The 19,331-nt window shown below is 67.2% G+C and carries 16 protein-coding genes and 1 tRNA gene; 4 read left to right on the top strand and 13 right to left on the bottom strand.

Annotated features, from left to right (window positions below):
- Positions 1–34: 34 nt before the first annotated feature.
- Both AB5I40_RS27685 and AB5I40_RS27680 read right to left on the bottom strand, forming a co-directional pair.
- Positions 35–595: a TetR/AcrR family transcriptional regulator gene (locus AB5I40_RS27685; protein ID WP_370933001.1), complete on the bottom strand. Its 561-nt coding sequence runs from the start codon at positions 593–595 to the stop codon at positions 35–37.
- Positions 592–918 carry an SMR family transporter gene (locus tag AB5I40_RS27680; protein WP_344287597.1) on the bottom strand — a complete coding sequence of 109 codons (327 nt, stop codon included), beginning with the start codon at positions 916–918 and terminating at the stop codon, positions 592–594. The genes AB5I40_RS27685 and AB5I40_RS27680 overlap by 4 nt, the downstream gene beginning before the upstream one ends.
- A gap of 169 nt (positions 919–1,087) precedes the next feature.
- On the opposite strand from AB5I40_RS27680, the gene AB5I40_RS27675 reads away from it, so the two are divergent.
- A complete protein-coding gene (locus tag AB5I40_RS27675; protein ID WP_370932999.1) occupies positions 1,088–3,379 on the top strand; it encodes a (Fe-S)-binding protein in 2,292 nt (763 codons plus the stop codon).
- A 79-nt stretch (positions 3,380–3,458) separates the two neighbouring features.
- A complete protein-coding gene (locus tag AB5I40_RS27670) occupies positions 3,459–4,451 on the top strand; it encodes a cation diffusion facilitator family transporter (RefSeq protein WP_370932998.1) in 993 nt (330 codons plus the stop codon).
- Here AB5I40_RS27670 and AB5I40_RS27665 read toward each other — a convergent pair.
- The 4 genes from AB5I40_RS27665 to AB5I40_RS27650 form a co-directional block, all read right to left on the bottom strand.
- Complete coding sequence (locus tag AB5I40_RS27665) at positions 4,445–5,134, bottom strand: CAP domain-containing protein (protein ID WP_370932996.1); 690 nt, start codon at positions 5,132–5,134, stop codon at positions 4,445–4,447. The two genes, AB5I40_RS27670 and AB5I40_RS27665, sit on opposite strands and share 7 nt — an antisense overlap.
- A gap of 97 nt (positions 5,135–5,231) precedes the next feature.
- The gene (gene rph / locus AB5I40_RS27660) at positions 5,232–7,823 is read right to left on the bottom strand and encodes a rifamycin-inactivating phosphotransferase (RefSeq protein WP_370932994.1); all 2,592 of its coding nucleotides are present in this window, start codon (positions 7,821–7,823) and stop codon (positions 5,232–5,234) included.
- Positions 7,824–7,963: 140 nt separating this feature from the next.
- The gene (locus tag AB5I40_RS27655; protein ID WP_370932992.1) at positions 7,964–11,950 is read right to left on the bottom strand and encodes a hypothetical protein; all 3,987 of its coding nucleotides are present in this window, start codon (positions 11,948–11,950) and stop codon (positions 7,964–7,966) included.
- Positions 11,951–12,013: 63 nt separating this feature from the next.
- The gene (locus tag AB5I40_RS27650; RefSeq protein WP_370932990.1) at positions 12,014–12,484 is read right to left on the bottom strand and encodes a MarR family winged helix-turn-helix transcriptional regulator; all 471 of its coding nucleotides are present in this window, start codon (positions 12,482–12,484) and stop codon (positions 12,014–12,016) included.
- Between the two features lie 71 nt (positions 12,485–12,555).
- Between AB5I40_RS27650 and AB5I40_RS27645 the strand changes: the two genes are divergently transcribed.
- Positions 12,556–13,752 carry an FAD-dependent oxidoreductase gene (locus AB5I40_RS27645; RefSeq protein ID WP_370932989.1) on the top strand — a complete coding sequence of 399 codons (1,197 nt, stop codon included), beginning with the start codon at positions 12,556–12,558 and terminating at the stop codon, positions 13,750–13,752.
- Here AB5I40_RS27645 and dcd read toward each other — a convergent pair.
- Positions 13,749–14,330 carry a dCTP deaminase gene (gene dcd / locus AB5I40_RS27640; RefSeq protein WP_116199417.1) on the bottom strand — a complete coding sequence of 194 codons (582 nt, stop codon included), beginning with the start codon at positions 14,328–14,330 and terminating at the stop codon, positions 13,749–13,751. The two genes, AB5I40_RS27645 and dcd, sit on opposite strands and share 4 nt — an antisense overlap.
- Positions 14,317–15,525, bottom strand: coding sequence for an oxygenase MpaB family protein (locus AB5I40_RS27635; protein WP_370932987.1), 1,209 nt, complete (start codon positions 15,523–15,525; stop codon positions 14,317–14,319). The genes dcd and AB5I40_RS27635 overlap by 14 nt, the downstream gene beginning before the upstream one ends.
- Positions 15,526–15,640: 115 nt before the next feature.
- Here AB5I40_RS27635 and AB5I40_RS27630 point away from each other — a divergent pair.
- Positions 15,641–15,711 (top strand) — tRNA-Gly (locus tag AB5I40_RS27630).
- A gap of 74 nt (positions 15,712–15,785) precedes the next feature.
- Here the strand turns inward: AB5I40_RS27630 and AB5I40_RS27625 are convergent.
- From AB5I40_RS27625 to AB5I40_RS27605, 5 genes are all read right to left on the bottom strand, one after another.
- Positions 15,786–16,091 carry a type II toxin-antitoxin system VapC family toxin gene (locus tag AB5I40_RS27625; protein WP_370932985.1) on the bottom strand — a complete coding sequence of 102 codons (306 nt, stop codon included), beginning with the start codon at positions 16,089–16,091 and terminating at the stop codon, positions 15,786–15,788.
- A 90-nt stretch (positions 16,092–16,181) separates the two neighbouring features.
- The gene (locus tag AB5I40_RS27620) at positions 16,182–16,436 is read right to left on the bottom strand and encodes a hypothetical protein (RefSeq protein WP_370932984.1); all 255 of its coding nucleotides are present in this window, start codon (positions 16,434–16,436) and stop codon (positions 16,182–16,184) included.
- 249 nt (positions 16,437–16,685) lie between these two features.
- Positions 16,686–17,132, bottom strand: coding sequence for a hypothetical protein (locus AB5I40_RS27615; RefSeq protein ID WP_370932982.1), 447 nt, complete (start codon positions 17,130–17,132; stop codon positions 16,686–16,688).
- A gap of 28 nt (positions 17,133–17,160) precedes the next feature.
- The gene (locus AB5I40_RS27610) at positions 17,161–18,552 is read right to left on the bottom strand and encodes an amino acid permease (protein ID WP_370932981.1); all 1,392 of its coding nucleotides are present in this window, start codon (positions 18,550–18,552) and stop codon (positions 17,161–17,163) included.
- A 128-nt stretch (positions 18,553–18,680) separates the two neighbouring features.
- Positions 18,681–19,331 carry a hypothetical protein gene (locus AB5I40_RS27605; RefSeq protein WP_370932979.1) on the bottom strand — a complete coding sequence of 217 codons (651 nt, stop codon included), beginning with the start codon at positions 19,329–19,331 and terminating at the stop codon, positions 18,681–18,683.

Below are 19,331 nucleotides of genomic sequence, written 5' to 3'. Positions count from 1 at the left end.
GCTATCCGACCGGCTTCCGGAAACTCCACCGAATTCAGGCGGGCTTGAGGAGATAGTCCACCACCGGCCGCAGTTCCTCGGCGGAAGGCGGCTCGTCGTCGATCAGTCCCTGGATCAGCAGGCCGTCGATACCCGCGAGAAATACCCGGAACGCGACCTCGTCGTCGTGCCGGACCATCGACGTCAGGACGTCCAGCCAGCGGCGCGCGGCCGGGCGCAACTCCGGCTTCCGCGCAGCCAGCAGGTACAGCTCGTACTCGGCCATCGTGCGGCCGCGACGTGGACCCAACGCCTCGGCGAGCAGGCCAGCCACCTCTTCGGCACCGCGGCTGCCGCGCGAGCGGGCGCGGTCGATCATCCAGTACACCTCGGTCGCCATGTCTCGCGCGCACGAGATGAGCGTCGCCACGAGCAGGTCGTCCAGCGAGGAGAAGTGGTACGTCGTGGACGTCGTCGGCACCCCGGCTTCCACAGCGACCGTGCGATGCGTGACCCCAGCGACGCCGTCGCGTTCGATCACTCGCAGGGTCGCTTCGATGATCTCCGTCCGCCGCTTCTCGCCGCGGATCTTGCGGCCGTCGGTCTGGATTTTCACGACTGGCTCCCGACCTCGATGAGCACCACCCCGCCGACTACGAGCACCAGCCCGGAGATCACCGCGAGGTTGATCGGTTCCTTCAAGAACAGCACGCCGACCAGCGCGACCAGCGCCACGCCTGCGGCGGCCCAGATCGCGTAGGCCACCCCGATCGGCAGCCCGAGCTTCAGCACCCGCGACAGCGCGAAGAACGCCAAGCCGTACCCGACAACCACGAGGATCGAGGGCGTCAGGCGCGAAAAGCCCTCGGAAAGCTTGAGCGAAACAGTGGCGGTCACTTCTGCGGCGATGGCCAAAGCGAGGTACAAGTAAGCACCCATAGCAAAACAAAGTACCTGAACGATCGTCCCACTTGCTAGCGAGGCGTGCACCACATCGGTGGGACTTGGGACCGTCGGACCGGTTACCCATCAGTAAGAAGCGTTACCCTGCTCGGCACCGGCGCGCTCGCGCGGCGGCACCACCACACCGGACGAAAGGCACCCGACGATGGGCGCTGTACAGCTGACGCTCGGGGGGATTTCCGTCCTCCTTGGCATCGTCGCCTGGGGAATGTTCATCGCGACCATTGCCCGCTTCGTGCGGGTGATCAAGCTCGGCCAGCCGGACGCGACCCGCAACGGCCCGTTCATGGCGCGCTTGATGACCCTGATCAAGGAGTTCGCGGCACACACCCGCATGGCGAAGTTCCGCCAGGTCGCCCCGTGGCACTGGCTGGTCATGTGGGGCTTCCTGATCGGGTCGCTCGCGCTGTTCGAGGCCTACGGCGAGGTGTTCGTCCCGACCTGGGGCTGGCCGATCCTCGAGGACTGGTCGCTGTGGAGCCTCCTGATGGAGCTGCTCGGCGTCGGCACGGTCGTCGGCGGCGTCGCGCTCGCGATCATCCGGCAGCTGAACCACCCGCGCCGGGCCGACCGGCTGTCGCGCTTCGCGGGCTCGAACTTCAAGTGGGCCTACTTCGTCGAGGCCGTGGTGATCGTCGAGGGCATCGGCATCATCGGCGTGCGCGCGGGCAAGGCCGCGATGCACGTCCACGAGACGCCGACCTGGGCCGCGTTCGTGTCGAACCCGCTCAGCGAGCTGCTGCCCTCGAGCGCGGCGCTGGTTTCGGTGTTCGCCTTCATCAAGCTGATGAGCGCGACGGTCTGGCTGATCGTCGTCGCCCGCACGATGACGATGGGCATCGCCTGGCACCGGTTCAGCGCGTTCTTCAACATCTACTTCAAGCGCGAGGCCGACGGCGGCGTCGCGCTCGGCGCGGTCAAGCCGATGATGAGCAAGGGCAAGGTGCTCGACCTCGAAGAGGCTGATCCGGACGAGGACACCTTCGGCGTCGGCGCGATCGAGGACTTCAGCTGGAAGGGCTGGCTGGACTTCTCCACCTGCACCGAATGCGGCCGTTGCCAGTCGCAGTGCCCGGCGTGGAACACCGGTAAACCGCTGTCGCCGAAGCTGCTCATCACGCAGCTTCGCGACCACGCCTACGCGAAGGCGCCGTACCTGCTCGCGGGCGGTAAGCGCGACATGGCTGGCGACGAGGTCGGCTTGTCCGGCGACAACATGTACGCGGGCATCGACGTCCTCGCGATCGCGGAGTCGCAGAAGGCGCTCGTCGGCGACGACGGCGGCGTCATCGACCCGGACGTCCTGTGGTCCTGCACCTCCTGCGGTGCGTGCGTCGAGCAGTGCCCGGTGGACATCGAGCACGTCGACCACATCGTCGACATGCGCCGCTACCAGGTGATGATCGAGTCGTCGTTCCCCACGGAGCTGAACGGCATGTTCAAGAACCTGGAGAACAAGGGCAACCCGTGGGGCCAGAACGCCAAGGACCGTCTGCAGTGGACGGAGGACCTCGACTTCGAGGTCCCGGTGTTCGACGGCGACCTCGGCGACGCCGAGTACCTGTTCTGGGTCGGCTGCGCCGGCGCGTTCGAGGACCGCGCGAAGAAGACCACCCGCGCCGTCGCGGAACTGCTGCACATCGCGGGCGTCAAGTACACCGTGCTCGGCTCGGAGGAGTCCTGCACCGGTGACCCGGCTCGCCGCGCGGGCAACGAGTTCCTGTTCCAGATGCTGGCGCAGCAGAACGTCGAGGTGCTGAACTCGGTGTTCGAGGGCCGGGAACGCAAGGCGCGCAAGGTAGTCGTCACCTGTGCGCACTGCTTCAACACCCTCGCCAACGAGTACCCGGAGCTGGGCGGCCAGTTCGACGTCGTGCACCACACGCAGCTGCTGAACCGCCTGGTGCGGGAGAAGCACCTGACGCCGGTCGCGCCGGTCGCCGAGGACGTCACCTACCACGACCCCTGCTACCTGGGCCGGCACAACAAGGTCTACGACGCTCCCCGCGAGCTCGTCGGCGCGTCCGGTGCGCAGCTGCGCGAAATGCCGCGGCACGGCGACCGATCGATGTGCTGTGGCGCGGGCGGCGCGCGGATGTGGATGGAAGAGAAGATCGGCAAGCGGATCAACGTCGAGCGCGTGGACGAGGCGCTCGGCACCGCACCGTCGAAGATCGCCACCGGCTGCCCGTTCTGCCGCGTGATGCTCACCGACGGCGTCACCTCGCGCCAGAGCGACGGCCTGGCGAGCGAGAAGGTCGAGGTCGTGGACGTCGCGCAGCTGCTGCTCACCGCGGTGAAACGCAAGCCGGAACCGGCGCTTGTCGCCTCGGGCGCGCCGTCGCTCGACGAATCGGACGCGGAACTGTCGGCCAAGCCGGACGTCCCGACCGACGAGAAGCCGACCGGAACGCCGTTGCCCGAGGGCGACGACTGACTCGGCCAGCACTGAAGACGGCCCTTCCAGCCTCGCGCTGGAGGGGCCGTTTTCGTCTGGGGCCATTAGGCTTCCCCGGGTGAGCGACGAATCCGAGAGCGGCGGCGAAAGCACTCTCACCGTGGTTCTGGCCGGCGGGGTGAACCTGGCCATCGCGGTGCTGAAGCTCGTCGCGGGCATCATCACCGGATCCGGCGCGATGTTGTCGGAGGCCGCGCATTCGGTCGCCGACACCATCACCGAGGTGCTGCTGCTCACCGCGTTGAAGCGGTCCGAGCGGCCGGCGGATCGCCGCCATCCGTTCGGGTACGGCAAGGAGCGGTACTTCTGGTCGCTGCTGGCCGCGGTGTCGATCTTCGCGTCCGGCGCGGTTTTCGCGCTGTACGAAGGATTCGCCACTGTTTTCGGGGAAGGCGCGGAGCAGACCAAACCGATCGTCGGATACATCGTGCTGGCGATCGCGTTCGCGCTCGAATCGGTGTCGTGGACGCAGGCGGTCCGGCAGGTCCGGCGCGACGCGAAGGCCGAGCAGCGGCCGTTCTTCGCCTACCTGCGGATGATCGACGATCCGGCCCCGAAGACGGTGCTGTTCGAGGACTCGGCCGCGCTGGTCGGCCTGCTGCTCGCGTTCGCCGGGATCGGGCTGCATCAGCTGACCGGCTCGGACGTGTGGGACGGCATCGCGTCGATCCTCATCGGCGTGCTGCTGGCGTGCGTCGCGTACCTGCTCGGCAGCACGAACCGCGGTCTGCTGGTCGGCCGTCAGGCGGATCCGCGCCTGGTCCGGGGCATCCGGGACCACCTCGGGGCCGCGCCGGAGATCGACGCGCTGGTGGATCTGCAGACCATGCTGATGGGCACCGACCACGTCCTGGTCTGCGCCCGCGTGGACTTCGACGACGCACTCGGGGCCGCCGACCTGGAACGCGCGTGCGTCCGGATGGCGGACGAACTGAGCGAGCGGTTCCCGGACGTCGCGGAGGTCTTCATCGAACCGGTGCCGCGGACGGACGAAAAGCTGCGCGCGACGGTGCTGGCCCGGTACGGCCTCCCGCCGCGGCCGACTCAGTAGCCGAAGTCCTGCGTCCAGTACCAGCCGTCCGTCGCGACGCCGACGCCCAGTTTCGTCAGCGAGCAGTTGAGGATGTTCTTGCGGTGCCCGCTGGAGTTCATCCACATCTGCATCACCTGGTCCGCGCTGGTCGCGCCCTTCGCGATGTTCTCCGCGCCCGGCTTGGAGTATCCGGCGGCGGTGATGCGGTCGGCGAAGCTTTCGCCTTCCGGGGTGTCGTGGGAAAAGTAGTCGCGGTTGGACATGTCGTCGCTGTGTCCCTGCGCGGCTTTGTCGAGGTGCGATTCCTCGGTCACCGGGTCGCAGCCCGCTTTGCTTCGCTCGTCGTTGACCAGGCTGATGACCTGGCCCGCCAGCGTCGGCGAGCTGCGCGGCTTCGGCGACGGCTTCGCGCTGCTGCTCGTCGGAGTGTCCTCTTTGGACTCTTCGGTGGGCGGCGGAGGCGGCACAGGCTTGGCCGACGTCGAGGGTGTCGTCGTGGTCGCGGGAGCGCTGGAACTCGGGGCCGCCGACGTGGAGGACGCCGGCGACACCGCGAAGGGCCGCAACGCACCCGCGGAGAGCCCGTCGTTACGCGTTTCCGGGACTGCGACGCTCAGTGTGTCGAGGTGCCCGGAGCGCAGCGCGAAGGTTCCGCCAGCTGCCCCGAGCCCCCCAAAGAGAACACTGAGAGTCACACTCACGACCCGGACGCGCACACTAATGGAGGACACAGCCGCGGAAACTATCACGAACTGATTACGATGGTTACCTCCAAATGGCGCAGCGGCCGGAGACCCACTAACCAGCGTCGAGAACCTCGATGTAGCCGTCAGTCCCGTTGACCCGGATTCGCTGTCCGTCCTTGAGCAGCCGCGTCGCGCCTTGGACCCCGACGACCGCGGGCAGGCCGTACTCCCGCGCGATCACCGCGCCGTGCGTCATCAGGCCGCCGACCTCGGTCACCAGGCCGGTGATCGCGACGAACAGCGGCGACCAGCTCGGGTCGGTGTACGCCGTGACGAGGATGTCGCCCGGTTCGAGATCCGCGTCGGCGAGATCCAGGATGACGCGGGCGCGTCCTTCGATGGTCCCGGCGGACACCGGCAGGCCGACCAGTACGCCTTCGGGCAGATCATCGCGGCGGTAGCTTCCGGACATCGCGTCGCCGTCCGAGGTCAGAACCCGGGGCGGCGTCAGCGATTCGTAGGTACGGAACGCTTCCTTGCGCTGCTGGATCAGCTCGCGGTCCACCTCGTTCGTCCGTACGACCTCCTGGAATTCCTGCAGCCGCAGGAAAAAGAGGTCCTCCGGCTTTTCGAGCACCCCCGCCTGCACCAGCCGCTGCGCCTCGCCCAGCAGAGCTTGCTTGTACACGAAATAGCGGCTGACCATGCCGTACTTCGGGTATTCGCGGTATCCGGTGAAGGTCCGGACGCGCTCGATCATCCGCTCGGTTTCTTCGACCTTCGACTCGCCGTCCGCCAAGCCACGCAAGCGTTCCAGCACTTCCTGCGCCTTGTCCAGAGCCTCCCGCCGCCCCTGGTCGAAGCGGCGCTGCCCGGCCCCGGGCTCGAAGTTTTTGATGTTGGACAACAACATCGGCACCAGCGCGACCGGCTGCTCGCTCCACCGCGGCCGGGTAATGTCGATCTCGCCGACGCAGCGCATGCCGTACTTGTCGAGGTACCCCTGGATCGCCGCGCGCGATTCCTCGCCGCCGGCCAGCTTGGGCAACTCGTCGAGGAAGCCGTTGTCCTCGACGTCCTGCAGGAACGCGACGACCTCGGGATGCGCCCGCAGCACGTCCGCGACGTCGAGGAGCGCCAGGCCCATCTCCGAGGTGATGTTGTTCGGCACAGACTGGGTAAGCGTGTCCGCGACGTTCTTCTCGCCGAGCCAGTCCTGCAGGTGGTCGTTCAGCCACCAGGACGCCTGCATCGCCGCGGTGAACACCTCGTGGCTGCGCGGATCGAAGAGGATCCGGCGCATTTCCTTGATGTCCTCGAAGACGAAGTCGAGCAACTCGCTGCCGGACTTCGTCGCGATTTCGCGCTGCAGCGCGGCGATGGAGGCCTCGCTGTGCTGGATCAGCTCGGTGACGATCGCCGGATCAGTCTCGATGGTGACCGGTGCGGCACCGGGGACCGGTTGGCCGGGTCCGTCGTCCTCGGCCAGCGGGATGAAGCCGTCGCGGGAAAGGACGGTCTCCAGCGCGTCGCCCGTCAGCGGGTCGGATTTCGCTATCATCGCCACGAAATTGGCGCGGCTCTTGGGCACGGACAGCAATGCGGTGGCGTCCGCGAACAGCCGCCCGCCCGCCTCGGCCATCGGTCGCGGGGTCGTCAGCTGCCAGACCGACAGGCCGAGCGGCTTCATCGCGTCGGTCATCATCTGCTGGTGCCCGACGGAGAGGTAGACGCGGTTGCCCTCGTCGGCGGCCTCCGGGATCGGGAACAGCGTCGTGATGGGGCGGCTTTGGACGATCTGGAACTCGTCGCCGGCAAGGCACCATTCGATGTCCTGCGGACGGCCGAAATGCGCTTCGATCGTGCGGCCGAGCGCGACGAGCCGTAGCACCTGCTCGTCGGTCAGCGCGGGCTGTTCCTGCTGGTCCGCGGCGATCTGCTGCTCTTCGGTGCCGCCGCCTTCGACGGCCAGGATGGCGCGATGTTTGGCGGCGATCGCCTTCTCGATGATCGCGCCGTCGCGCACCTGGTAGCTGTCGGCGTTGACCAGGCCGGAAACCAGTGCCTCGCCGAGGCCGAAGCTGGCCTCGACGGTGGCGATCTTCCGGTTGGACGTCACCGGGTCGGCGGTGAAGAGGATCCCGGCCACCTCCGGGAAAACCATCTGCTGCACGACGACGGCCATGTGGACTTTCCGGTGGTCAAAGCCGTTGCGCAGCCGGTAGGTCACCGCGCGTTCGGTGAACAGCGACGCCCAGCACCGGCTGACGTGCCGCAGGACCGCCTCCGCACCGATGACGTTCAGGTAGGTGTCCTGCTGACCAGCGAAGGACGCGCCCGGAAGGTCTTCCGCCGTCGCGCTCGACCGCACCGCGTAGGAGCGGCCGTCCACGAGCGCATTGGTGATCTCGGCTGCCAGATCGTCCGGAATGGCGATGGCTTCCAGCGCTTGGCGGACCTCCGCGCTGCCTTCGCTGATCGCGTCCCGGTCGTCCGAGTTCAGGTGCGACAACCGCTCCAACGGCTTAGCCAGTTCCGGCGCGTTCTCCATGATCCGCTCGAACGCGTCCGTCGTCACGCAAAAACCGGGCGGCACGCGGACCCCGTCGATCCGCGCGAGTTCGCCCAGGTGTGCACCCTTGCCTCCGACGATCGCGACCTGCTCCTGGTCGATCTCCTGGAGACCGAGCACGTAGCTGCCCATTCGTTCGTTTCCCCCGTCTGTGGTCGTTCTCGGCTGGAGATTCTGCGGTACCACCGGGGTCTTGCGGCAAGCCCCCCAATGCGTTATAAGTTAAATACGGCAGGGAGATGAGTTCTCTTCTGCCTTTTCTTTTGCCCTCTTCACGAGCTGACCTTCGTCGTCGTGACGGCTTCCTTCGTCACCGGACGGCCGGTCTGGTCCGTCGCGGTTGCCGTGGTTGTCGTGGTCACGTCCGCGCGTGCCGAAAGCGTGCAGGCGCGAGTGACCTGTTCGCCAGGGGCCAGCTGGGTGACGGCGAACGAGCAGGCCGGGTCCGCGGCGCGAACGGTCACGTCGTGCAAGGGCGCGTCGCCGGTGTTGCGGAGGGTGCTCACGTACGTCACCGGATCACCCGGCCGGATCGGCTGCTGCAGGTAATCGCGGTGCAGGTCCAGCGCTGGGTGGAGCACCGTGAAGTCCGGTTTCCCGGTCGCGGAGACCGGCGGGCCCCACGGTGCGGCGGCGGTCGCGGTCACCGGGGCAGCGGTTGCCGGAGCGGCGCACTGGTAGCGCTGGGTTCCGCCGACCGGCAGCTCGGCGAAGGTGCGCCCGCAGGCGGGGTCGGTCACGCGGACGTCGTGCAGCGGCTGATCGCCGGTGTTGGTGAGCACGACCTCGACCGGCACCGAGTCGTCGGCTCGATACGCGCTGGCGGCGGCGTGTTTGGCGACGGTCAGCGCGGGCTTCTTCACCTTGAACGACGCCTGCGCGGTGGCGCTCACCGTCCGCTGCGTCGGGTCGGTGCCGGTCACCTTCGCGGTGTTCGTGAATCCGGCCGCGCCCGCGGTGATCGTGCACTGGTACTCGATTTGGGCGTCCGGGGCCAGGCTCGGGATCTGGTGCGCGCAGGCCGGGGTGCGATCGTCCACAACGGACACCGCGGTCAGCGGGACGTCGCCGACGTTGCGGACCAGCACCGAGAACGTGACCTTGTCGCCCTGGCGCACCTCGTACGGCTGGGCGTCCTTCATGATCGCGATTTCCGGGTGGATGACGTCGATCTTCGCCGAGCCGGACGCGGTGACCGGGCGGTTCGTCGGGTCGGTTCCGGTCAGCGTGGCGACGATGGCGAAGTCGTCCAGCTTGGCCTTCACCGGGCACTGGTAGCTCTGCGCGGCACCGGGTTCGAGACGGTCGAACTTCTTCGGACAGCCGGGATCGTTGCTGGTCACCGCGGTGAGCGGGACGTCGCCGGTGTTCGTGACGGCGACCGTCACGGTGAGGTTGTCGCCAACCCGCGCGACGGTCGGGTTCGCCGAGGTCATCACGGTGAGCGCGGGGTGGATGACGTCGATGTGCGCGTCGGCGGACGCGGTGAGCGGCGGGCCTACCGGCGGGGTTCCGGTCACGCGCGCGGTGCTGACGGCATCGTCGGCTGGGGCGGGGATGGTGCAGTCGTAGGTTTTGTTCGCTTTCGGGGCGAGGGTGTCGAGGGTTTTCGCGCACGGGCCTTGGTCGGCGACCTTGACGGCGGTCAGCGGGGCGTCGCCGGTGTTGGCGACCGTGATGGTGAAGGTGACCGGGTCGCCTGCGCGGAACGGGCCGCCGTGGACGGTTTTCGTCACCGCCAAACCCGGGTGCACGACGGTGAACGCCGCGTCCGCGCTGGCGGTTACGGTGCCGCCGAGCGGGTCGGCGGCAGTCACCTTCGTGGTGTTCGAGTAGCCGTCATGTCCGGCCTTGATGGTGCAGGTATAGCGCTGTTCTTCTCCCGTTGCCAGTGCGGGGAAGTCGCGGACGCAGTCTGGGGTGTTCTGGTCCACAATGGACAACTTGGTCAGCGGGACGTCTCCGCTGTTGCGCACGGTGACGGTGAAGGTGACTTGGTCCCCTTCGCGCACCTGAGCCGGATCGACCGTCTGCGCGATGTGGACGGCGGGGTGGATGACGTCGACGTGCGCGCTCGCGTTCGCGGTCACCGGACGGCTGGACGGATCGGTGCCGGTCACCGTCGCGTCGCTGGTGAGGTCGTCGGTTGCGGGATGCGTGCAGGTGTAGGTCTGCTTCGCTTGCGGGGCAAGGGTTCCCAGCCGCTTTGCGCATTCTGGGACAGCCGGGTCGGCGACCTGGGTGTCGTGGAGTTCGGTGTCGCCGGCGTTGGTCACGGTCAGGGTGAATGTCGCGGGTTCGCCCGGGTGCACGACGGCCGGTGCCGCGCTTTGCGCGAGCGTGACGAGCGGGTGGATCACGTCGATCGCCGCTTCGGTCGCGGCCGTCACCGGTGCTCCGACCGGCGGTTTCGCGGTGACCTGCAGTGCTTCGGTCACGTCGGCACTCGGCGCGGTGGTGGTGCAGTCGAACGTCCAGTTGGCTCCGAGGGCGAGTGCATCGTGTTGCTGCGTACAGCCTTCGGCGCGGGCCATCGAACTGACGGCCAGTCCGGTGAGCGGCACGTCGCCAGTGTTCGCGACGATCACGTGCACTGCGACGGCGTCGTTTTCACGGAACGGTCCACCTTGGACAGCCGCGGTCAAGGTCACCGCTGGGTGCTGCACGGTGAACGCCGCGCTCCCCTTTGCGGTGACTGAGCGGCCGGTCGGGTCGGTGCCGGTCACGGTCAGGTCGTTAGTGAAGCCTTGCGCTCTGGCCACCGTCGAGCAGGTGAAGGTCTGTTTACCCTGTGCAGCAACAGTTCCCAGAGTTCGCGCGCATTCCGCGACACGGTCGTCTGCCACCGCGACGTCATGGAACTCGGCGTCGCCGGTGTTGCTTACCGTGACCGTGAACGTGACAGGGTCCCCCTCGCGCACCTGCGAAGGCGCAGCGGCGACGGTGGCCGCCAGCCCCGGGTGAACCACGTCGACCCGCGCGTCCGCGGTTGCGCGTTGTGTCGTGCCGAGCTGATCTTTGCCAGTCGCGACAACGGTATTGGTCACGTCGTCCGCCGGAGCTAACTGCTCGCACTTGTACGTCTCGACCGCGTTGGGAGCCATGGTGCCGAAGTTGCGCACACAACCCGGCACGCTGTCGTCCGCCACCGCGACGTCATCGAGCGGCACGTCGCCAGGGTTGCGCACCGTGACCGTGAAGGTGACGCGGTCCCCTTCGCGCACCTGTGCGGGAGACGCGGCCGCAGTGACTGCCAAGGCCGGGTGGATCACCGTGACGGTCGCCGAGGACTTGGCCGTGACCGGTCGACCGGTGCCGTCAGTACCCGTGGCGGTGATGGTGTTTGTGGTTGTCATAGCGGGTTTCGCGGTGCAGGAGTAGGTCTGCTGCGTCCCGGGCGTGAGTACCCCGAAGGACCGCGAGCACGCCGGATTCGTGTCGTCAGTGACGTCGACCGGATTGAGCGGGCTGTCGCCGGTGTTGCGCACGGTGACATTCCAGGTGACCTGGTCCCCGCCGTGCACCACTGGCGGGACAGCCGCCTTCGAGACGGACAGCGCGGGCGTGATGAGGGGGACTTTCGCGTCCGCGCTCGAGGTGACGACCTTGCCGAGCGGGTCGATCCCCTTCACGGTCGCGCTGGCCCCGTCCGGCAGCGGAACCGTCGCCGTACAGGTGCCCACCGCGGATTGCCCCGGCGCGAGAGACCCGACGGCACGGGCGCACGAGGGGACCCCTGAGTCGCTGATGACCACGTCGTGCAGCGGAACGTCGCCGGTGTTGACGGTCTTGAGCGTGAAGGTCGCCTGATCGCCAGCACGGTAAGCCGGTTTGTCGACCTGCTGGCTCAACGTCACGGCCGGGCGGAGGACGTCGACGTTGCTGCCCGCCGAAGCCGACAGCCGTTCCCCGCCGGAGCCGGCGCCGGTCACCTTGACCGTCGAGACGAAACCCTTCTCCGGCGCGGCGAAAGTGCACTGATAGCGCGTGACGGCACCCGGAGCCAGGGAACCGATCTTCTTGCCGCACTGCGGATTCTGTTCGTCCGAGACGTCTACATCGGACACCGGGGTCGCGGCCGGATTCGTCACGCTCACCGTGAACGTCACCTGGTCGCCAGCGTGCACCCGATGCGGTTCAGCGACCGCGCTGACCTGCAGATCCTGTGGCGCCCGGACCGGAGTCGCGTGCGCGGCGGAGGGCAGCGGAGTGGCCATCAGGCCGAGGACTAAGAGCAGACGTTTCCCGGCCGAAACCATGCGCGCAAGTTTTCCACCATCCGGTGACGTCGCGGCGATTTCCTACCCGGCAGTGGGATTACCTCACTCCGCTGAGCGATGATTGAGACGCACGGTTGACTCGTGGGTGATCGCCGCTGCCTGATCGAGGAAGCCGATCACCGTTTGGAGTTGCTCGTCGGAGTAACCGGCCGCGAGCGACTTCATCGCCGCGACGGTGTAGTCCCAGAGCGGGGCAGCGCGCTCGACGTTCGCCTGGCTGATGCCGACGAGGACTTTCCGCCGGTCGTCCGGATGCGGCATCCGGTTGACGATGCCCTTGCGCTCGAGCCGGTCGACCAGCGCGGTGACGGACGCGGGCGCGAGCCCGGCGTACTCGGCCAGCTCCTTCGGCGTAAGCGGGCCGAGCCGGGCGAGGTAGTCGGTGACCTTGCTTTCGACCGCCGAGAGCCCGCTCTGTTCGGCGATGGCGGTGTGGAACATGACCGTCTCCGTCGACAGCACCCGCGAACGATTCAGCAGCTCAGCGACCAGGTTCTCGCGCTCGCTTGACATGCCCGGGAGTCTAGCGGACTATTTAGTTCGACAGAACGAATTACTTTCCAAGATATTCGAGGGGACGAACCATGGCACGAGTTTTGATCGCGGGCGGGGGCATCGCGGGGGCGATCACCGCGATCGCGCTGCACGAGGTGGGCCACGAACCGGTGCTGTACGAGGCGTACGACCGCAGCTCGGAAGGGGTCGGCGCGTTCCTGACGCTCGCGGTGAACGGCCTCGACGCATTGGCGCCGCTAGGCCTGAAACCGCTGGTCCAAGACCTGGGCTTCGACACGCCGCGGATGACGCTCGGGCTCGGCAACGGTCGCAAGCTCAGCGAGTTCCCGCTCGGCGGACCGCTGCCGGACGGCACGGTGAGCCAGACCGTTTTGCGCTCCGACCTCTACGTGGCGCTGCGCGACGAGGCGGCCAGACGCGGCGTGCGCACGGAGTTCGGCAAGCGGCTGACCGACGCCAAACAAACGGCGGACGATGTCACCGCCACCTTCGCCGACGGCACGAAAGCCCAAGGTGACCTGCTGATCGGCGCTGACGGCCTACGGTCGACAGTCCGCGGAATCCTTGATCCGTCCGCGCCGTCGCCGCGATACGTGCCGCTGCTCAACACCGGCGGCTTCGCGCGCGGCCTCGATCTCGACGACGAGCCAGGCATCATGCACATGGTGTTCGGCCGCAAGGCGTTCTTCGCGCACGTGCTCGCTCCAGACGGCGCGGTCTGGTGGTTCGCGAACGTGCCGCACGCTGCCGAGCCGACGGAATCCGACCTCGCCGCGATGCGCGGGCCCGGCTGGCGGAAGCGGCTGCTCGACCTGGTGCGCCCGGACCGCACTCCGGCCACCGCGATCATCGAGGCCAGCGAAAACATCTACGAACCGTGGGCGACGTACGACTTCCCGACGGTCCCGGTGTGGCACCGCGGCCGGATCGGCCTCATCGGCGACGCCGCACACGCGACGTCACCGGCAGCGGGTCAGGGTGCGGCGATGGCGATCGAGGACGCGGTGACGCTCGCGATGTGCCTGCGCGACGTGTCCGACCCGGCGGCCGCGTTGACCACCTTCGAGGCCTTGCGCCGCGAGCGAGTGGAAGCCGTTGTGGCCCAAGGAAAACGCAACGGCGACGCCAAAGCCCCTGGCCCGATCGGCCGCGTGCTCCGCGACTTCTTCATCGCGCGCGCCGTGCGCAAACCGGCCGCCGACGACCCGAACCGGTTCATGTGGGACCACCGGATCGACTGGGCGGCCCCGGTGAAGGCGGCTTAGCGCCAGGTGTCGACGCGGTGGAAGTTCTTGTACGCCCGGCTCGGCGTCGGCCCGCGCTGCCCCTGGTAGCGGGAGCCCGCTTCGCTGGAGCCGTACGGGAATTCCGCCGAGCTGGACAGCCGGAAAATGCACAGCTGGCCGATTTTCATGCCGGGCCACAGCGTGATCGGCAGGTTCGCGACGTTCGAAAGCTCGAGCGTGATGTGCCCGGAGAAGCCGGGGTCGATGAAACCCGCGGTGGAGTGGGTGAGCAGCCCGAGGCGGCCGAGCGAGGATTTGCCCTCGAGCCGTCCGGCGAGGTCGTCGGCGAGGGAGACCTGCTCGAAGGTGGACCCGAGCACGAACTCGCCGGGGTGCAGCACGAACGGCTCGTCGCCCTCTTTTTCGACCAGCGAGGTCAGCTCGTCCTGCTGCAGCTGCGGGTCGATGTGGGTGTATTTGCTGTTGTCGAAGACCCGGAAGTAACGGTCGAGCCGGACGTCGATGCTGGACGGCTGGACCATGTCAGGGTCGAAGGGGTCGATGCCGAGACGGCCGGCGTCGAGCTCTTTGCGGAGGTCACGGTCACTGAGCAGCACGGATGCAGCCTATCGGGCGGGCAGGCGCGGCTGGGGCACCCCTCCGCTCGAACACCGCGTTCATCCGCTTGAGGTACCGCCGGCGCCCGAACGCCCCGAGCGCTTCCTGCAGCGCAGTCGCGCCGGGGACGAGCTGGCGCACCGTCTCCGCCGCGTAATTCACCCCCGCGGCGGCGAGCACCGCGGCCTGCGCGACCGGGTTGTCCGGCAGCCCGAGAAAGTCGGCGTTGTCCCGCCCGAGCACGAGCCGGCTGATCGCGGAATGCACGCCGACGTTCACCTGCGCGAGCACTTTGCCGGCGGCCCCGCGCCCCTCGCCGATCGCCGCGTGCGTGTCGACGAGGGCGCGGGCGAGCCGTTTGGAGTCGTCGTCCGGGATGAATTCGGTGGCGGCCAGCATCCAGAGCAACCGCCAAGCGTCGTCCTCGTCGGCGGGCAGCAGCTCGTCGGTGACGCCCATCAGCCAGCCGACGTAGCGCCAGAGGTGGAGGATGTCGGCCTTCTCGCGAGCGGTGTAGCGGAGGCCGAGGAGTTGCGTGCCGAAGACGTAGACGAGCGAGAAGAGCAGGAGCGTGCCCGCGGTCTGGACCTGATTGACCGGCCGGTCCCACCGGTCGTAATCCCAATCCGGCCGGCTGTTCATCGCGCGCCGAACGTGCGCGTGCACCAGCCGGATCCGGAGCGCGGCCTGATACCCCGTGCTGTGCTTGTGGAGCGCCCCCGGAGTCGTGACGTCAATCCACCACGCCGCGGTCTCCACCAGCCGCCGCGGTGCCCGATACTCGATTTCGCCGGTGCCGACCAGGGATTTCGTCGCCCGGGAGGCGAGGTAGCCGCCCATGAGCGACATGTCGCCTAGGGGGAAGAGGCCGAGGAGCCCGGCTCTCGTGATCGCCTTCGCGCCGCGGAGGAGCCTTTCCTGGTCGACCCAGTACGGAGTGGCTTCGACGTGCTCGATGAACTGCTTTAGCTCCGGCGGCGCTGGTTCGCCCGCGAGCGCCTGGTCGACTCGGCTTTGGTTGTGGGGTTCCCGATGCAGCCACTCGACGACGGCGTCGGCCAAGGCGTCTTCCTGCTGCGCGAAGGTCCGGAGCCGATTGAGCTGCGCTTCGTCCGCAGTGGCACCTCGGGTCCGGGCTGCCAGGCGGAACCCGCCTTGGCGGAACATCTCGGGAGACATCTCGGGGTCGTCCATCGCGCACCTCCGCACCGTGGGTCGACAACAAGTGTTGTCACTTTGCCGGGCGAGCGTCAAGGCATGGCCCCGCTGGACATGGGGGTGCCGAGGTTGTGTATGCTGGCTGGGCACTGCGGATGTAGTTCAATGGTAGAACATCAGCTTCCCAAGCTGAATACGCGGGTTCGATTCCCGTCATCCGCTCTCTTGCGAAAGCCCCAGGTCACACGGTGTCTACTGTGGACCTGGGGCTTTTTCTTACGGACTGAATTCCGCAGTCAAGGCAACAAGGTGAAAGCGGAGATATGCCTTGGCTTCACGATCGAGAAGTGGCGCGTGTCAAGGGTTGCCACCCGCGTGATCCCAAGCCGCTCGGCCAGAGCGACCACACACGCATCGGCAGTACCCAGTGGAAGATCGGCGTACTTCTCCACGAGGTCGGCTGCCCGCGCGATGTCGGCGAGCATCATCGACTCGACGGTGTAGAGCCCATCAGCGACGTCGCGAAGGAAGTCGGCCTCTACCGACGCACCGGCGCGCGAGCCGAGCATGTAGCCGATCTCCACGAGCAGCGGCTCCGGCAAGACCAGCGGTTCTAGCGTTGAAGCCAAGAGTTCCGTGGTCGTCCTCGCTCCGGTTGCCCATCGCCACCACGACCCCGGTGTCAACCAGAATCACGCCGACTTGCTCGATCCGCTGCCGAGTTCGCGGCGGGCCACTTCCTTGGCACGCCGACCTAGGTCATGCTCGCCGTCGAACACGCCCACAGTACGAAACTGACGGCGAGGCGGCTCAGCATCCGGCGGAGCTTCCGCCAGTTGACGAAGGGCCGCCAACGCAGCGGACACCCGTTCGTCGGGAACGGCCTCGAGGAGGCGACGAGCCTCTTCGCGAGGAACGCCCGGATCCGGGGTTTCGCTAGTCGTCATGCCCCCAACTTAGCCGCAACCATGCGTGATCCCGACGAATGCGAACTACGCAGCGCTATCTCCGGGCGAGTTTGGGTAGCGTTACGCGAACTCGCAGGCGACGAGTCGGCGCAGCCAGCGAGGGCTCCGCAGGCAAACGCGAGACAGAGAAGCAACCACCGAAGCGGCCGCGCCCGGCGTTTCCATTGGTTGAGGATGATCCTCTCATCCTGCGGAGAAGTCTGAAGTCTTCTGTGGACACTCGGTGAATCAGCTGTGACGCGCATCCCGCTCGCCGAGCCAGGCGGCCCAGTAAGCCTCCTGCTCCTCGACCGTCGCCAGTTGGTCGGCTGGTGCCTCGTCGAAGGTGTCCACGAGGTCGGAGAGGCCGGCACCTTTCCCCGGATGCATGACGTAGATTCTCCAGCCACCGCCCATGTCTCGGGCCATGCCGCTGGGGTAGGTGTCCAGTCGGGAGCCTTGGACTGCGATGCGCAGGCCCTGAGGCTCCACTTGGCGGCGTAACCGGACGAGGGCTTCGAAAGCGTCCGGGCCGGTCGCGACAACGGGGTCGGTCCCCGGACGTATCGTCAACTCGAGTCGGTAAGCGTCTGATCTGCTGTACGGATCGGTCCAGCAGCGCAGCCTCGCGTCATAACGCTCGTCGCCTTCGATGATCAGCACTGGCTGATCGAGACTGAGCTTCGGGTCCGGCATGGCTCGATTCAAGCAAGAACGCTCCGGACTATCCAGCCTCGGTCATCGCGTCTTCCTTCGCCACCGACGAAGTCGCCCTGCGGTGGAACCAAAACAACCCGCACAACACAGCCAGCCACACCACTCCCACGATCAGCGCCAGGCGGGTGTCTTCCGCGAACGCCATCACCACGAAGATGAACACCATGAACGCCATCGTCAAAACCTGACCCACCGGCCAGAACGGCACCGGGAACTCCCGCGAAGCCTGTTCCCCAGCGGACAGCCGACGGCGGGCTCGGTAGTGCGTCAGCAAAATCATGAACCAAACCCACACCGTCGCGAACGTGCCCACCGACGCGATCAGCAGGAAAGCGCTGTCCGGCAACAGATAATTCAGCACCACAGCCAGGCTCAGAGCCGCAGCGACCACCAGGACGGTCATCCACGGGATGCCATTGCGCGTAACCCTGGCCATGACCGCGGGGGCTTGGCCGCGCTGAGCCAGACCGTAGATCATTCGGCCGGCGCCGAAGATGTCGCTGTTGATGGCGGACAGCGCGGCAGTGACCACGACGATGTTCAGAACCGTTGCGGCGGAGTGCAATCCAAGACCGGAGAAGATTTGGACGAAGGGGCTTCCCGAGGTGCTGATCGTGTTCCACGGGTTCAGCATCATGATGATCGCCAAGGTCGCCACGTAGAAAAGCAAAACCCGGACGGGGACCGTGTTAACCGCCTTCGGCATGGCTGTGCGTGGGTCTTCGGATTCGGCGGCGGTGAGGCCCAGAATCTCCGTGCCGCCGAAGGCGAACATCACCAGGGCGAACGACGCGATGAAACCGCCGATTCCATTGGGGAACCAGCCGCCGTGGGACCATAGGTTGGTGACACCACCCGACGTGCTGCCGAGGCCGAAGATCAGGATTGCCGCGCCGCCAAGGATCATGGCGACGATGGCGACTACCTTGACCAGGGTGAACCAGAATTCCAGTTCACCATAAACCCGTACGCTGACCAGGTTCGCGGCGGCGATGACCAGGATCGTGAGCACTACCCAGATCCACCGGGGCACATCCGGGAACCAGAATCCCATATACACAGCCAAAGCCGTCACATCGGCGACGCAAACGATCACCATCTCGAACGCATACGTCCAGCCGGTCAGGAAGCCTGCCAGCGGGCCCAAATGCTTCCGCGCGTATTCGCCGAACGAGCCGGGGGCTGGATCGTTGACGGCCATCTCGCCCAAAGCACGCAGGACGAAGAAAATCGCCGCGCCGCCGATGAGATACGCGATCAACACGGACGGGCCAGCTTTGGCGATCGTGTCCGACGAGCCGTAGAACAATCCGGTGCCGATCGCCGAGCCCAAGGCAATGAACCGGATGTGCCTGCCGTTCAACCGGCGGCTCAAACCATCCCCGGACTTCGTCGTCATCGACGGTACCTCCCGAAGCGGCCCGCGGCGTGCGAGCGAGTCGGCACAGTAGAACCGATCCGGCCAGGGCCGCCCAACCAACGACTACCGGAAAGCGTCTGCGATTTCAGACGGTCCACAAAGGACCCTCAGCCCTCCACCAATTCCCACGGCGCACCGGGTTCGGCGCGGTCGAACACCTGGCCCGGCGCGGCGAGCAAGGCCGGCACGACGTCCGGGTACAGCTGCACGACGTGTTCCAGTTCCAAGCCTTCCACCTCGAAATCCTCCGCCTCGGGGACCTCGAAGCCGACGAACAGCCACGTGCCGTCCTGCTCTCGGACAACCTGGCGGACCGCCCGCGACGGTGCCGCGGCGGTCGTGCCGATTTCGGTCAAGCCGGTGCTCAGCTGGACTTCCTCCAGCGGCGAACCGGGATGCGTCCAGGCGGCGATGCGGGCGTCGCGGTGGGCGAGGTCCTCGTCCAGGTCGTCGGAATCCGACACCGAGCTGAGCAGCCAGGTGCGGCGTTCCGGGTCCCAATCCGCGGCCATCCCGGCGGGCACGTCGGCCAGCGCGACCAGGTGCGGCAGCAGCGCCACCGCCTCGCGCAGGACCATCGCGCCGAACACCTGGCGGTTGACCTCCATGTCCTCTTCGAACTCGGCGCCGTCGCTGATGAACCAGTCGCCGTCGTCGTCGAGGACGACGAAGGCCAGTTTCTCCGGGTGCTCCACCAGTTCGTGCGCGATGATCACCGGGGATTCCGGGTCCTGTCGCAGCGGCCATTCCTCGGACAT

This window comes from Amycolatopsis sp. cg13 (assembly GCF_041346965.1).
GTDB lineage: Bacteria > Actinomycetota > Actinomycetes > Mycobacteriales > Pseudonocardiaceae > Amycolatopsis.
Note: the sequence above shows the minus strand (reverse complement) of the source record. Positions and strands in the feature narration are given on the sequence as shown.

Excerpts from the sequence above, each read along its gene's own strand:
- AB5I40_RS27615 (WP_370932982.1), bottom strand. The coding sequence starts at position 17,132 with ATGCCGGACCCGAAGCTCAGTCTCGATCAGCCAGTGCTGATCATCGAA.
- AB5I40_RS27655 (WP_370932992.1), bottom strand. The coding sequence starts at position 11,950 with ATGGTTTCGGCCGGGAAACGTCTGCTCTTAGTCCTCGGCCTGATGGCC.
- AB5I40_RS27605 (WP_370932979.1), bottom strand. The coding sequence starts at position 19,331 with ATGTCCGAGGAATGGCCGCTGCGACAGGACCCGGAATCCCCGGTGATC.
- AB5I40_RS27675 (WP_370932999.1), top strand. The coding sequence starts at position 1,088 with ATGGGCGCTGTACAGCTGACGCTCGGGGGGATTTCCGTCCTCCTTGGC.
- AB5I40_RS27610 (WP_370932981.1), bottom strand. The coding sequence starts at position 18,552 with ATGACGACGAAGTCCGGGGATGGTTTGAGCCGCCGGTTGAACGGCAGG.
- AB5I40_RS27645 (WP_370932989.1), top strand. The coding sequence starts at position 12,556 with ATGGCACGAGTTTTGATCGCGGGCGGGGGCATCGCGGGGGCGATCACC.
- AB5I40_RS27680 (WP_344287597.1), bottom strand. The coding sequence starts at position 918 with ATGGGTGCTTACTTGTACCTCGCTTTGGCCATCGCCGCAGAAGTGACC.
- AB5I40_RS27635 (WP_370932987.1), bottom strand. The coding sequence starts at position 15,525 with ATGGACGACCCCGAGATGTCTCCCGAGATGTTCCGCCAAGGCGGGTTC.
- AB5I40_RS27620 (WP_370932984.1), bottom strand. The coding sequence starts at position 16,436 with ATGACGACTAGCGAAACCCCGGATCCGGGCGTTCCTCGCGAAGAGGCT.
- AB5I40_RS27650 (WP_370932990.1), bottom strand. The coding sequence starts at position 12,484 with ATGTCAAGCGAGCGCGAGAACCTGGTCGCTGAGCTGCTGAATCGTTCG.
- rph (WP_370932994.1), bottom strand. The coding sequence starts at position 7,823 with ATGGGCAGCTACGTGCTCGGTCTCCAGGAGATCGACCAGGAGCAGGTC.